We start from the raw sequence: 13,109 nt of genomic DNA on the forward strand, positions 1-13,109 counted from the left end.
GCTCGCCGCGGGGGGCGGCCGTTGCGGGGAACCCGCGGCCGACCCCGACGCCGCCGGTCCGCCGCCCGGAAGGGGGCGCGGCACCGGCGGGAGTCGAACCGTGCGTGAGGCGCTAGACGCGCCTGCGACCCACCAGGCCGATGATCAGGCTCGCCACGAGGACGATCACGCCGATCCAGATCAGGAACTGACCGATCTCGGTGGCCACTCCGAGGATCACGAGGGCCACGCCGATCAGGATGAGGATGAGCCAGCCGGGCATATGGTTCTCCTTCCAACGCGCGGGCGCTGGGTCGCGCCGCGTTGTATCGACCCTCCCCCGGCCCCGGGTCACTCGCACGTCGAAACCGACAAGACGGTCAAACCGTGGCGATATCCCTGGAAATACGCCGGTCAGGAGCTCTCGCGCGCCAGCACCGACTGCCAGTGCCACGGCTCCGGCACGCGGCCGTTCGGCTCGGCGAACGCCGGGTGGATCCAGCCGTGGTCCTCGGCGTGGGTCTTGAGCCAGCTGTACTGCGGGGTGTCGAACGTCTCGACGCCGCCGCCGATGTCGACCGCGAGCCCGAGGCCGTGGTTCGAGCAGCCGGGCGGCGCGGCGATGGGCGACGACGGGTCGTACAGCTGCTCCTGGGAGGCGTACGAGCGGTAGGCCGAGTTGATCGTCAGGTGCGTGCCGAACTCAGCCTGGAAGGCCTTGTCGAGCGCGATCAGACCGTCCAGCACGTCGGCCCGGACGACGAAGTCGGGCGCCCACGGGATGCGGGCCAGCTGGTCCTTCTGCAGCTTGCCGCTGTCCGGGTCCCACACCTGGTCCGGCGCCGGGCAGGTCACCGCGTCCTGCGCGGTGGACATCGCCTCCGTGGCGGCCGTGACGACGGAGCGCTTGGTGCTCAGGTCGTACTCGGCCTCGCCCAGCCGTTCGAGGTCCGTGCCGGTGAAGGCCGTGCTCGCGGCGGCGTCGGCCGCGGTGCCGGTGTCCAGGGCGGCGCGCAGGCTGGACCGGACGGAGTCGTCGGCCCCCTTGCCCTCCGTCGCGGCGTAGACCTTCTCGCCGCGGCCGGTCGCCGCAGCGAGGCCCTTGCGGGCCATGGTCACCTCGTGCCGGGCGAGGTCCACCATGGACCCGCGGACGGCGTCCGACGCCGCGCCGAGCGCCTCGCCGGCCTCCGCCGTGCCCATGGTGAGCCGGGTCAGGAACGGCTCGGCCAGGAGGGCGTCGGCCGCCGCGATCTGCTCCGCGAGGGCCTCGCGGGTCGCCGGGTCGGCCACCCGCGCCTCGGACGAGGCCAGCAGGTCACGGGCCGCGACGTTCTGCGTGCCGAGGTCCTCGACGTCGGACACCAGGTACCAGGCGAGCCCGGCCAGGCCGAGCAGGACGACGACCACGATGGTGGCCGCGAGGGTCATCCGCAGGGCGCGCCGGCGGCGGGCCTTCGCCTCGCGCCGCTCTCTTGCCGAACCGTCCGGCTTCCCGTCCGTGGGCTGGGCGGAAGGCGCGGCGTTCGTCAAGGTCACGAGGCTCGAACCTACGGCACCCGGGGGGCCTCCGCCGACCGTTCAGAGGGTGAACTACGTCGCGTCGACGCACTGTGCGGCACCACGAGCGGACGGCCGGTGAGCGGGTCGTCGATCACGACGCAGGGCAGGCCGAACACCTCCTCGATCAGGTCGGCCGTGACGATCTCCTGCGGGGCCCCGGAGGCAACCACGGCGCCGTCCTTCATCACCACCAGGTGGGTCGCGTAGCGGGCCGCGTGGTTGAGGTCGTGCAGCACCGCCACGAGCGTGGCGCCCTCGTCGTTGAGCCGCGCGAACAGGTCGAGCAGCTCGATCTGGTGCGCGATGTCGAGGTAGGTCGTGGGCTCGTCGAGCAGGAGCAGCGGCGTCTCCTGGGCGAGCGCCATGGCCACCCAGACCCGCTGGCGCTGCCCACCGGACAGCTCGTCGACGGGCCGCAGGGCGAGCTCCTCGGTGCCGGTGGCGGCGAGCGCCGCGGCCACCGCGGCCCGGTCGGCGGCGGCGTCGCGGCGGAACAGGTCCTGGTGGGGGTAGCGGCCGCGCGCGACCAGGTCGGCGACCGTGATGCCGTCGGGCGCGACGGCGGTCTGCGGCAGCAGCCCGACCTGCCGCGCCACCTCCTTGGTGCGCAGCTCGGCCACCGAGCGCCCGTCGAGCACCACCCGGCCCGCTGCGGGACGCAGCAGGCGGGCGAGCCCGCGCAGCAGGGTGGACTTGCCGCAGGCGTTCGGCCCGACGATCACGGTGAACGAGCCATCGGGCACGGCGAGGTCCAGGCCCTGGGAGACGACGCGGCCGTCGTAGGCGAGCGTGACGTCGTCGGCGCGCAGCCGGGATGGTTCCATCGGGTCCTCCGGGCGGTTCGGGTCGTTCGGCGGGTGGTTCGTCGGGTGGTTCGGCCGGGGTGCGGGGCGCGGCGGAGCGGTCATGCGCGCCTCGCCTCCCGGACCAGCACGACGAGCAGGTAGAGGCCGCCGAGCACGACGGTGACGACGCCGACGGGCACGGGCTGGGCCGGGACGTACTGCGCCAGGAGGTCGGCGCCGAGCAGCAGGAACGCGCCGGTCAGGGCGGAGTGCACGAGCGGGATGCCGGCCCCGGGGTAGAGCCGCCTGGCGACCTGCGGTGCGGCGAGCGCGACGAACGCGATGGGGCCCGTCGCGGCCGTGACCAGGGCGGTGAGCAGGATGCCGAGCCCGATGATCGCCAGCCGCGTGGGCTCGACGCGCACGCCGTGGGCCGCGGCCGCGTCGTCGCCCAGCTCGAGCTGCCGCAGCGGGCGGCTCGCCCAGACCACGAGCGGCGCGGTGACCAGCAGCACCCCGACGGCGGGGACGACGTCGGACCACGAGGTGAGGCTGAGCGAGCCGGTGCCCCAGATCGCTGCCCCCATGGCCGCCTCCTCCTGCGCGCGCAGGAGGAGCCAGGTGTTCAGGGCGTGCAGCATGGCGGTGACGCCGATGCCCACGACGATGAGCCGGAAGCCCTGGACGCCGCGCCGGTAGGCCAGCAGGTACACCAGGATCGCGGTGCCGAGGCCGCCCAGGAGCGCGCCCGCCGTCGTCGTCACCACGCTGGTGCCCAGGACCACCGTGACCACGATGACCCCGGTGTAGGAGCCGGTGGCGAAGCCGATCAGGTCGGGCGAGCCGAGCGGGTTGCGGGTCAGCGTCTGGAACAGCGCGCCGGAGATCGCGAGCGCCGCCCCGAACAGGATCGCCGCCGTGACGCGCGGCAGCCGCCATTCGAGCACCATCGTGGACTCGAAGCCGCTGGTCCCGGTCAGGGCGGTGAGCACCTGGGGCACGGTGAGCGGGTAGTCGCCGAGCATGAGCGCCGCGACCGCCAGCACGGTCGTCGCGGCCGTGAGGAGCAGGGCGACCGTCGTCGCGCGGGGTGCCGCCCTCACAGCGCGAACGCCTTCTGCCGGCGGACCAGCGCGATGAGCACCGGGGCCCCGACGAACGCGGTGACGATACCCACGGGCATCTCCCCCGGCCAGAGCACCACGCGGGCGAGCACGTCGGCGGTGAGCAGCAGCGCGGGCGCGAGGATCAGGGTCAGCCCGATGATCCAGCGCTGGTCGGGCCCGGCGATCCAGCGGGCGACGTGCGGCACCATCAGCCCGATGAACGAGATGGGCCCGACGATCGCCGTCGCGCCGCCGGCCAGGAGGGTCACCGCCAGGACGGCGCCCACGCGGGTGACCCAGACGGTGGAGCCGAGCGCGGTGGCGACGTCGTCGCCGAGGGCGAGTGCGTTCAGCGAGCCGCCCAGCAGCAGGGCCGTGACCAGGCCGATCGCGATGAACGGGAGCACCGGCCCGGCCACCTGCCAGCCGCGGTCCACCAGTGACCCGGTCTCCCAGGTCAGGAGGGCGTTGAACGTGCGCGGGGCCGAGATGCGCAGGCCGGAGACGACGCCGGCCAGCACGGCGGTGAGCGCGACGCCGGCCAGCGTGAGCCGGACGGGGTCGACCCGGGCCCCGCCGGAGCCGCCGACCAGGGCGACGGCGACGGTCGCGACGAGTGCTCCGGCCAGTGCGAGCCAGATGTACTGCTCGGGGCTGCTCAGGCCGAGCAGCACCACGCCGAGGGCCACGAAGAACGACGACCCGGCGGTGACGCCGAGGATCCCGGGGTCGGCGAGCGGGTTGCGGGTGACCGCCTGGATGAGGGCGCCGGCGACGCCGAGCGCGATGCCGACCGCGCAGCCGATGACGGTGCGCGGGACGCGCAGCTCGACGACCGCCCGCCAGTCCCCGGCGGGGACGTCCTGGCCCAGCAGGGCCGCGACGACGACGTCGGGCGGGACCGGCCTGCTGCCGATGGCGAGGCTGGCGACGATCACGACGAGGAGCGCGACGGTACCGGCACCGAGTGCGAGGTAGCGGGTCGCGACGGGGTGCTGGACCGTTGAAGTGGGCATAACGGAGGTTAGGCTAACCTAATCAGGCAGTGTTCCGGCACCGCGTCCACCTGTACGTACCCGTTCCACGGAAGAGAGCTCCGCCCCGATGCGTTTCCCACGCCTGCTCGCCGCAGCCCTGGCCGTCCCCGTCCTCGCACTCACCGCGTGCTCCACCGCGGAGGGCTCGCCGTCCGCGGAGGGTTCCGCGGACGCCGGCGGGGCCTATCCGGTCACGGTCGACACCAAGTTCGACGGGGTGACGATCGACGAGAAGCCGGAACGCGTCGTCGCGCTCGGCTGGGGCGACGCGGAGGTCGCGCTGGAGCTCGGCGTGCAACCGGTCGGCGCGTCGGACTGGCTCGCCTTCGGCGGCGAGGGCGTCGGCCCCTGGTCAGAGGGTCTGTACGACGAGGCGCCCGAGATCCTCGGCACCCTGGAGCTGTCCTACGAGGCGGTCGCGGCCCTCGAGCCCGACCTCATCCTCGACACGCACAGCTCCGGCGACGAGGAGCGCTACGAGCGGCTCTCGTCCATCGCACCGACGGTCGGCGTCCCCGAGGGCGGCGACTCGTACCACACGGACTACGACCAGCAGGTGACGATGATCGCCCAGGCCCTGGGCGTGCCGGAGCAGGGCGACGAGCTGCTCGCCGGGGTCGACGAGGCCTTCGAGAAGGCGGCCGCCGACCACCCCGAGTGGGACGGCACCACGTTCACCGCCGCCACCCGCACCAGCGAGGGCTGGGGCGCGTACGTCAACGACGGGCGCTCGCTGTTCATGGAGCGGCTCGGCTTCGCGGCCAGCCCCACCATCACCGACCTCCCGGTCGAGGAGAACGGCTGGAGCGTGCGGATCTCCGAGGAGCAGCTCGACCTGCTGGACTCCGACCTGATCGTCGCGTTCCCCATCTGGATCGACGCCAAGGAGATCACCGAGGACGCCGGCTGGAAGCAGATCCCGGCGGTCGCCGACGGCCGCTCCGTCGTGATCGGCGACGACCTCTCGGCCGCGTACTCGCTGGGCACGCCCGCCGCGCAGCTCTACGCCCTGCAGGAGCTTACGCCGCTGATCGAGGAGGCGCTGGGCTGATGGCGATGACGCTCACGGCGCCGGCCGTTCTGGCCCCGCCCGTGCCGGCCCGGCCGGTGCCGACCCGGCGGCCGCTCAAGCCCGCCGCCGCGCAGGTCCGCACGTTCGAGGTGGTCGCCAGCCGCGCCGTCTCCCCCGGGTTCCGCCGGGTCACGGTGCAGAGCACCGGGGACGGCTTCGAGGACGAGTTCGAGCACTTCGGCCACGACCACTGGTTCCGGTTGTTCTTCGCCGGCGTCGGACAGGAGCTGGACCTGCCGTTCGGCCCGGCCGACGGCTGGTACGCGCGGCTGCTCGCGATGCCGGAGGCGACCCGCCCCGCCGTCCGCAACTACACGGTGCGCGAGGCGCGCCGGGTGGGCGGCCGCTGGCAGCTCGACGTCGACTTCGTGGTGCACCGGGACGCGGCCGGCCAGGTGGACGGCGCCGGCGCCCGCTGGGCGCAGCGGTGCCGCACGGGCGAGCGGGTCGGGCTGCTCGACCAGGGCCGCATCTTCGACGCCGACGAGCACGCCGGGCCGGTGCTCGTGATCGCCGACGAGTCGGGCCTGCCCGGCGTCGAGGGCATCGCGCACGCGCTCGCGGGCCGCGACGCCACGTACCTGCTGGAGGTGCCGCACGCGGCCGACCGGCGGGCGCTGCCCGCCGTCGACGTCCGCTGGCTGGTGCGCGACGGCGGCCGGCCCGCCGGTGCGACGGCGCTCGACGCGCTGCGCGCGACCCGCGTGGACCCGGCCGCGTACGTGTACGTGGTGGGCGAGGCGTCGTTCACGCTTGCGGCGCGGGCGCACTGCCTGGCGGCCGGGGTGCCGAAGTCGCGGATCGACTTCTGCGCGTACTGGCGGACGGACCGGGTGCGGGCCTGAGTGTCCTTGGCGGACGGTGCCGCGAGTCGCCACTAACGTGGACCCCATGGGGTTCAGCTCGTGGTTCGCGCACCGCCCGCAGAAGGCGGTCCGCCGCGCCGTCCGTTCGCACCGCACCGACTCGGTGCTGGCCCAGGCCCCGCTGGTCACGTCCGCGGGCGAGGCCTGGGCCTTCGCCACGCGCGCCGAGCTCCTGCTGATCTCCGCGCCCGAGGCGCCCACCGCGAAGGGCGACACGGAGTCGCGGGGTGCGCCCTCCGTCGTCGTGCACCGGGAGTGGGCCGACGTGGACCGGGCGACCTACGACACGGACTCCAACGTGATCCGGGTGCACTGGGTGGACGGCGACGAGCCGACGCCGATCGCCCTCGACGGCCGCCGCACGGTGCTGCCGCAGGTGCTGCGGGAGCGGGTGCAGTGGTCGGTGGTGCTCGCCGAGCCCGTCAAGCTGCCGGGCGGGCGGTCCGCCCGCGTGGCGGTGCGGCGCCGGGTCGACGGCGAGCTGTTCTCCCAGGTGATCGGCGGGAACGGCGTGGACCTGGCCGACCCGGACATGGCGCGGATGATCGACGCCGCCGAGGCGCGGGTGCGCAGCGCGGCGGGACTGCCGGCCTGAGTCTGCCCGAGCGGGTCTCCCGTCAGTCCTGCGGCACCACGCGCAGCGTCGTCCCCACGACGGCCGGGCCGACCACGGTGTCGACGACGTTCTTCTCGTACCTGGCGTACTTGGCGCGGTAGACGTCGTCGAGCGACGCGTGGACGCCGTCGTCCGGGACCTCGAAGCGGACGTCGCGCTCGACGCCGCCCACCCGCACGCGGCCGGTGCCCGAGGCCTTGGCGCGGCGGAACCACCCGTTGTCCGGGCCGTAGGCGGAGCGGACGTAGACGTCGTCGCCCAGCCGCGCCGTCCAGATGATCACGAACGGGCGCAGGGTCCCGTCCGGGCGGTAGGACGACACCTGCAGCTCGTCGGTGCGGTCGACGGTGCTCAGCTCCTGCTGGGTCCAGCTCATCGCTGCTCCTTCCGGGCGCCCCTGGCGCCGCCTGGCCCGGCCGCAGGACGCGACCGGTCACCCTCACGGTGCAACACGCGGACGACGCCGGGGAGTCCCCCCGTCGGGCCGCGGGACTAGCGTGTGACCGCTGAACTGCCGTTGACCTCGCGAAGGAGACCGTCATGCACCACCGCACGCTCGGCCAGGGCCTGGAGGTCTCCGCCGTCGGGCTCGGCGTCATGGGGATGTCGGAGGGCTATGGCCCCAACCCCGGTACGCGCGAGGAGATGATCGGCGTGCTGCGGGGCGCCGTGGAGCGCGGCGTCACCCTGTTCGACACCGCCGAGGTCTACGGGCCGTACGTCAACGAGGAGCTGGTCGGCGAGGCGCTGGAACCGGTGCGGGACGAGGTGGTGATCGCCACCAAGTTCGGCTGGCGCATCGAGGACGGCGCCACGGTGGGCCTGAACAGCCGGCCCGAGCACATCCACGCCGTCGCCGACGCCTCGCTGCGCCGGCTGCGGACCGACGTGATCGACCTGTTCTACCAGCACCGGGTGGACCCCGACGTGCCGATCGAGGACGTCGCCGGCACGGTCAAGGAGCTGATCGAGGCCGGCAAGGTGCGGCACTTCGGGCTCTCGGAGGCGAGCCCGGCCACGATCCGCCGGGCGCACGCGGTACACCCGGTCACCGCGGTGCAGAGCGAGTACTCGCTGTGGACCCGCGACCCGGAGCCGGAGGTGCTGCCGACGCTGGCCGAGCTGGGCATCGGGTTCGTGCCGTTCAGCCCGCTCGGGCGCGGGTTCCTGACGGGGGCGGTCGACGCGACGACGTCGTTCACGGCCGACGACATGCGGGCGTCGATCCCGCGGTTCACCGCCGCCAACCGAGACGCGAACCAGGTGCTCGTGGAGCATGTGCGCGCCCTCGCGGAGGCCCAGGGCGCGACGCCGGGCCAGGTGGCGCTCGCCTGGCTGCTGGCGCAGCAGCCGTGGATCGTGCCGATCCCGGGGACGCGCCGGTTGGGGCGGGTCGAGGAGAACGCGGGGGCTACCGGTGTGGCGCTGTCGGCCGACGACGTGGCGGACCTGAACGGACTGGCTGCGCGGGTCGGGGTACTGGGCGACCGGTACAACGAGGCGGGGATGGGGATGGTGGGGCGGTGAGGCCGGGCGGGCGCGGGGCGGCGTGGCGGGCCGGGCGCGGGCGGGGCGGGCCGCGAAAGTCACGGTCCACCCAGCGATTACGCCGGAATCTGGCGGCTCTTCGACTCCGGATGACTGGGTAGACCGTGACTTCCGTGCGCGGTCGGCGGGGTGTGATCGAGAACGCTGTCGTCAGGGGCGGATTCGAGTCGGGACTACCGGCTGAGACCTGTTAGAGTTTTCACCGGTCGCCCACCCGGTCAACGGGACGGGTGAACTCGATCCCGCGTAGCTCAGCTGGCAGAGCATCCGACTGTTAATCGGACGGTCGTTGGTTCAAGTCCAACCGCGGGAGCATCCAGAGGCCCCGAACACCCAGATGACCTGGGAGTTCGGGGCCTCGATCGTTTGCCCGACGCTACTAGCGCCGGCTTCGCACCGACCGCCGCCTCCGAGTGGTGTCAGTCGGGCAGGCTCTCGTCCTGGCCGGAGTCAGCAAGCGTGACGCCACCGACTCCCCAGTTCTCACGGGGTAGTTCCTGGATGAGCACCCGGATCGTGTCCGGCTTCATGCGCATCACCCGGGCGTACGTCTCGGTGAGCTCCGCGACGAGCTGTCGCTTCGTCTCGTCGTCGCGCGGCGAGGCGTTCATGACATGGATCAGGGGCATGGCTCAGATCCCACCACGGCCCTGGTCCAGCTTTCGACCCGCAGTCCAGCGGTAGTCGCCAGGGGGCAAAGGACTCCGCTGCGACGGGGGCTCCGTGCGGCGCCAGATCTGGCCTTGCCGGTCCACACCGACCGAAAGCACCCTTGCCTCTCCGGACTCGACCTCCGCCCACAGATTCTCGGATGCCAGCCGAAGCCCACCCTCGATCGGGTCGACATCGGGAAAGACATCGTGTGCGCTCCCCCGCGCCGATTCGATGTATCGCGCAAGGCCCCGAAGGTCGACGACGAACTCCACCGGAAAGCGGCCGGCGGACACCTGAACGAGTGCACGGGCCTCTTGAGCGTCGACGGCGATGCGGTCCAGAACCTTGCCGCCGCGGGAGATCAGATCACTGGCGAGGTCCGGGAGGGAGTCGGAGTCGAGCACTGTTCTCCTGACCGTCGGTGGAAGCAGGCCATCGAAACCATAAGCGCAGCGTTCCTGGTCCCGCGCGGGGTCGACGCGGCCTCGGAGTCCGGGTCGTAGAGTCGACCCATGGCCTTCGACGTCGCGGCCGAGTCCTACACGCGATTCATGGGCAGGTACTCCGAGCCGCTCGCGGAGAAGCTGGTCGACCTGGTCGACCCGCGGCACGGTCAGCGTGCGCTCGACGTCGGCTGCGGGCCGGGCGCGGTGACCGAGCGGCTGGTTCGCCGGCTCGGTCCGGACGACGTCGCCGCGGTAGATCCGTCGGTCCCGTTCGTCGAGGCGGCCCGACGGCGGTGCCCCGGCGTCGACGTCCGGCACGGAGTGGCCGAGGCACTGCCGTTCGACGACGGCGCCGTGGACCTGACGCTCGCGCAGCTCGTGGTGCCCTTCATGACCGACCCAGTGGCGGGGCTGCGGGAGATGGCCCGGGTGACGCGGCCGGGTGGTGAGGTCTCCGCGAGCGTCTGGGACTTCGGCGGCGAGCGCGCGCCGCTGTCCACGTTCTGGCGTGCCGCCCGGGACGTCGACCCGGGCGCCTTCGACGAGGCGGGTGCCGTCGGCGCCCGCACCGGCCAGCTTGCCGACCTGTTCCGGGCCGCCGGCCTGGAGGATCCCCGGTCCCACGAGCTCACGGTCACCTCGGCGTACACCGGCTTCGCCGAGTGGTGGGAGCCGTACACCCTGGGTGTGGGACTCGCCGGGGACTACGTCGCCGGCCTCGACCCGGACGCCCGGAGGGCGGTCGAGGGACGCTGCCGCGAGCTTCTGTCCGAGGGGCCCTTCGAAGTCTCGGCAACCGCCTGGACGGTCGTCGGTCGGACCCGGCCGGGCCCGACCGCCACGTAGGCGGCTCAGCCCCCGACCAGCGCCTCCCCCAGCGGCGTCCGGACGTGCAGCACCCGCGCGCCGTCGCGCCGGGCATCCACGAGCCGGGCTGCGCTCAGCAGCGCGAGGTGGTGCGACGCCGTCGACACGGCGAGCCCGCACGCGGCGGCGACCTCGCTCGTGGACAGCGGCGCACGCAGCGCGAGCAGCACGCCCGCCCGGCCCGCCCCGAGCAGGCGGGCGAGCGCCTCTGCGGTGCCGGGTCCGTCGTCGGCCCACCGCTCGGAGACACCGAGCGCCGGGTAGAACAGGGTGGGCTGGGCCGGCGGCTCGGTGACGACGGAGCAGCGGGGCGCCATGACCGACGGCACCAGGACGAGTCCGCTGCCCGCGCAGTCGAGCACCTCGCCGTGCAGGCGCAGCCGCACCCGGACGGCGTGCGGGGCCCAGCTCACGGCCTCGTGCAGGGTCTCGACCATCGCGCCGAGGCCGTCCGTCGTCGCGCGCCGGGAGCGCACCCCGACGTCGGCCCGCAGGATCCGCTCGAGCTGCGGCCAGTACGGGGCGAGCAGCGCGTCCCAGCACTGTTCCCAGGCGTCCGCGGCGGCGGACCGGGTGCGCTCCGGGTCGTCCGCCATCGCGCGCAGCAGGCGCTGGTCGGTCCCGGTCGTGCGGTCGACGCGCTTCAGGACGTCGACGCGCAGCGGGCCGAGATCGGCGTCGCGCAGGCGGGCCAGCTCTTCCTCGGGGCCGAGGTCCCAGCCGGGTGTGGAGGTGAGGAAGTCCGGCATGTACCCGTCCGGGCCGACGAGCAGGCGCATCATCTCGAAGGCGCGCGACGGCGCCTGGTCACGCGCCCGGCGCAGCCAGCCCCACTGAAGCGGGTGGTACTGCGGCTGCACGAGCACCCGCACGGCGTGAGCGAGCTCGTGACCGGGCGAGACGCCGAACCGGATGGCCGAGATGTCGTCGGGCGCGAGCCGGAACTCCACCATGTTTCGATGCACGTCGAAACCGTAGTGCGCCGACGCGACCCCGACGAGGCTGGGGTCACGCCGGCCGCACGGGCCGGCTCCCGCTTCTCAAGGAGTCAGACATGGCCGCGATCGTCACCGCCGACACCATCCGCATCTCCGGGTCGCGCACCCTGCGCTTCGAGGGCCGCGACCACGGGTCCGGCGTCTCGTTCTTCCTCGTCACCAACGACCCCGGCCAGGGCCCCGGGCTGCACCGGCACCCGTACAGCGAGACCTGGTCGGTCCTGGAGGGCGAGGCCACGATCACCGTCGGCGACGAGACCATCGTCGCCCATGCGGGCGACACCGCCGTGGTCCAGCCGGACGTCTGGCACGGCTTCAAGAACACCGGCACCGGCACGCTGCGCATGATGTGCATCCACGCGTCGGCCGAGATGATCCAGGAGAACCGCTGAAGGACTCCGGGCCGGCTGCGGGGCGAGTTGCGCACCTCACCCCGCCGCAGCGAGTGCCCCCACCAGTACCCCCGGCTCCTGATCCGCCGGCAGGTCGCTGACCTGCCCGTCCCCGACCTCGATCACGCGCCACTCGCCGTCCGACCGCAGCGCGAGGTCCGTCGTCACGAACGGGGCGCCCAGCGCTCGCACGCAGGCCCTGACGCCGTCGAGCGCCTCCGCCGGCACCTCGACCGTCGTGCCGGCCGGCGCGTCGGGGTGCGGCGTGACCAGCACCGGCGCACCCGCCACCCACCAGACCCGGGCCTCCAGGGCGCGCCCGTCGTCGTCGGACAAGAACTGTTCAAAGGCACGCACGACGATCCCGCCCGACAGGTCGGCACCCTGGAGCTCGACCATCCGCGCGATGACCCGCGCGGCGGTCGCAGCATCGGAAAGCTCAGGCACGAAGCACGCCTCGTCCCACTCGTGCTTGCGCGACTTCACGTAGTCCTTCACCACCCCCGGGCCACCACCGAGATCCGCGACCAGCGCGCCAATGTCACCCGGCGTCGGCGCGATTCCCGCCGTCCACGGCATCCAGACGCTCGCCGGCGTCAGGTCCGCGAAGGTGTCGTACCAGCCGGGCAGCTCGTGCGCCGTCCGGTAGGCGGCGGGGTCGGTGCACAGCCGGACGCCCCGCGTCTCCAGCGCCGCGCCGAGCCGTCCGTACGCCCCTGAGGGAAGCATCCAGCCCCGGTACCACCCGGGCCGAACGCCGTCCGACGCCGCCACCCGGCGCACCGCGGCGCGGACGTCTCCGGCGAGGATCGCGTCGTGGTCCACGACCGCGAGGTCAATGCCCGCCTGCCGTGCGGCATCCGCCTCCCGCAAGAAGTGCTGGTCGGGGGCTCGCGGAGCCAACGGGTCCGACGGGACCAGGATCAAGGGCGCTGTCATGCGCGCAACGTACCGAGCCGCGACGCCGAACCGCGCCACTTGCTCATGACGCGACCTCGAGCGACCGGTCCCATGCCTTGAGCTCTGCGGGGTGCGTGGCGCTCGGTGCTGCTGGGGGCTGGTGCTGAGGTGGCTGGTCGGTAGCCCCGCACCCCGCACAGCTCAGCCACCCGCCTCACGCCTGACATCGGTTTCGGTCCCTTGTCTTGAGATCGGTCGAAGAACCGACCGATCTCAAGAC

General features: G+C 73.4%; 16 protein-coding genes and 1 tRNA gene. 7 read left to right on the forward strand and 10 right to left on the reverse strand.

Annotation, left to right across the window (positions count from 1 at the left end; all coding sequences use genetic code 11):
* Positions 1 to 112: 112 nt before the first annotated feature.
* The 5 genes from ACFU5G_RS25025 to ACFU5G_RS25045 all read right to left on the reverse strand — a co-directional run bounded on the left by ACFU5G_RS25025 (position 113) and on the right by ACFU5G_RS25045 (position 4,449).
* Positions 113 to 262, reverse strand: coding sequence for a hypothetical protein (locus tag ACFU5G_RS25025; RefSeq protein ID WP_285103938.1), 150 nt, complete (start codon positions 260 to 262; stop codon positions 113 to 115).
* Between the two features lie 131 nt (positions 263 to 393).
* The gene (locus ACFU5G_RS25030; RefSeq protein ID WP_377250909.1) at positions 394 to 1,518 is read right to left on the reverse strand and encodes a M15 family metallopeptidase; all 1,125 of its coding nucleotides are present in this window, start codon (positions 1,516 to 1,518) and stop codon (positions 394 to 396) included.
* Between the two features lie 11 nt (positions 1,519 to 1,529).
* Positions 1,530 to 2,366, reverse strand: a complete 837-nt coding sequence (locus ACFU5G_RS25035; RefSeq protein ID WP_377250949.1) for an ABC transporter ATP-binding protein — start codon at positions 2,364 to 2,366, stop codon at positions 1,530 to 1,532.
* An 80-nt stretch (positions 2,367 to 2,446) separates the two neighbouring features.
* The gene (locus ACFU5G_RS25040; RefSeq protein ID WP_377250912.1) at positions 2,447 to 3,430 is read right to left on the reverse strand and encodes a FecCD family ABC transporter permease; all 984 of its coding nucleotides are present in this window, start codon (positions 3,428 to 3,430) and stop codon (positions 2,447 to 2,449) included.
* The gene (locus ACFU5G_RS25045; protein ID WP_377250914.1) at positions 3,427 to 4,449 is read right to left on the reverse strand and encodes an iron chelate uptake ABC transporter family permease subunit; all 1,023 of its coding nucleotides are present in this window, start codon (positions 4,447 to 4,449) and stop codon (positions 3,427 to 3,429) included. Before ACFU5G_RS25045 ends, ACFU5G_RS25040 begins: the two co-directional genes overlap by 4 nt.
* 88 nt (positions 4,450 to 4,537) lie before the next feature.
* Here ACFU5G_RS25045 and ACFU5G_RS25050 point away from each other — a divergent pair, with 88 nt between their 5' ends.
* Genes ACFU5G_RS25050 through ACFU5G_RS25060 form a run of 3 tightly spaced genes read left to right on the forward strand, consistent with a single transcriptional unit; the run spans position 4,538 to position 7,003 of the window.
* Positions 4,538 to 5,521, forward strand: a complete 984-nt coding sequence (locus ACFU5G_RS25050; protein ID WP_377250917.1) for an iron-siderophore ABC transporter substrate-binding protein — start codon at positions 4,538 to 4,540, stop codon at positions 5,519 to 5,521.
* The gene (locus tag ACFU5G_RS25055) at positions 5,521 to 6,387 is read left to right on the forward strand and encodes a siderophore-interacting protein (protein WP_377250920.1); all 867 of its coding nucleotides are present in this window, start codon (positions 5,521 to 5,523) and stop codon (positions 6,385 to 6,387) included. Before ACFU5G_RS25050 ends, ACFU5G_RS25055 begins: the two co-directional genes overlap by 1 nt.
* Before the next feature lie 46 nt (positions 6,388 to 6,433).
* Positions 6,434 to 7,003, forward strand: coding sequence for a hypothetical protein (locus tag ACFU5G_RS25060; protein ID WP_377250923.1), 570 nt, complete (start codon positions 6,434 to 6,436; stop codon positions 7,001 to 7,003).
* 22 nt (positions 7,004 to 7,025) lie between these two features.
* Here ACFU5G_RS25060 and ACFU5G_RS25065 read toward each other — a convergent pair whose 3' ends face one another.
* Positions 7,026 to 7,400, reverse strand: a complete 375-nt coding sequence (locus ACFU5G_RS25065) for a DUF2255 family protein (protein WP_377250926.1) — start codon at positions 7,398 to 7,400, stop codon at positions 7,026 to 7,028.
* 164 nt (positions 7,401 to 7,564) lie between these two features.
* Between ACFU5G_RS25065 and ACFU5G_RS25070 the strand changes: the two genes are divergently transcribed.
* Together ACFU5G_RS25070 and ACFU5G_RS25075 are read left to right on the forward strand one after the other, a co-directional pair.
* On the forward strand, positions 7,565 to 8,551 hold the full coding sequence (locus ACFU5G_RS25070; protein WP_377250929.1) for an aldo/keto reductase: 987 nt from the start codon (positions 7,565 to 7,567) through the stop codon (positions 8,549 to 8,551).
* A 261-nt stretch (positions 8,552 to 8,812) separates the two neighbouring features.
* Positions 8,813 to 8,885, forward strand: a tRNA-Asn gene (locus ACFU5G_RS25075).
* Positions 8,886 to 8,991: 106 nt separating this feature from the next.
* Here ACFU5G_RS25075 and ACFU5G_RS25080 read toward each other — a convergent pair.
* Both ACFU5G_RS25080 and ACFU5G_RS25085 read right to left on the reverse strand, forming a co-directional pair.
* The gene (locus ACFU5G_RS25080; RefSeq protein WP_377250932.1) at positions 8,992 to 9,201 is read right to left on the reverse strand and encodes a 4-oxalocrotonate tautomerase family protein; all 210 of its coding nucleotides are present in this window, start codon (positions 9,199 to 9,201) and stop codon (positions 8,992 to 8,994) included.
* A 3-nt stretch (positions 9,202 to 9,204) separates the two neighbouring features.
* Positions 9,205 to 9,630, reverse strand: coding sequence for a hypothetical protein (locus tag ACFU5G_RS25085; protein ID WP_377250934.1), 426 nt, complete (start codon positions 9,628 to 9,630; stop codon positions 9,205 to 9,207).
* A 108-nt stretch (positions 9,631 to 9,738) separates the two neighbouring features.
* Between ACFU5G_RS25085 and ACFU5G_RS25090 the strand changes: the two genes are divergently transcribed.
* A complete protein-coding gene (locus tag ACFU5G_RS25090) occupies positions 9,739 to 10,518 on the forward strand; it encodes a class I SAM-dependent methyltransferase (protein ID WP_377250937.1) in 780 nt (259 codons plus the stop codon).
* 5 nt (positions 10,519 to 10,523) lie between these two features.
* Here the strand turns inward: ACFU5G_RS25090 and ACFU5G_RS25095 are convergent, their stop codons facing one another.
* Positions 10,524 to 11,504, reverse strand: coding sequence for a DUF5937 family protein (locus tag ACFU5G_RS25095; protein WP_377250940.1), 981 nt, complete (start codon positions 11,502 to 11,504; stop codon positions 10,524 to 10,526).
* Positions 11,505 to 11,593: 89 nt separating this feature from the next.
* Here ACFU5G_RS25095 and ACFU5G_RS25100 point away from each other — a divergent pair, with 89 nt between their 5' ends.
* Positions 11,594 to 11,929, forward strand: coding sequence for a cupin domain-containing protein (locus ACFU5G_RS25100; RefSeq protein ID WP_377250943.1), 336 nt, complete (start codon positions 11,594 to 11,596; stop codon positions 11,927 to 11,929).
* Between the two features lie 36 nt (positions 11,930 to 11,965).
* Here the strand turns inward: ACFU5G_RS25100 and ACFU5G_RS25105 are convergent, their stop codons facing one another.
* A complete protein-coding gene (locus ACFU5G_RS25105; RefSeq protein ID WP_377250946.1) occupies positions 11,966 to 12,868 on the reverse strand; it encodes an ATP-grasp domain-containing protein in 903 nt (300 codons plus the stop codon).
* Between the last annotated feature and the right edge of the window lie 241 nt (positions 12,869 to 13,109).

This window comes from Promicromonospora sp. NPDC057488, assembly GCF_042802395.1.
GTDB lineage: Bacteria > Actinomycetota > Actinomycetes > Actinomycetales > Cellulomonadaceae > Promicromonospora.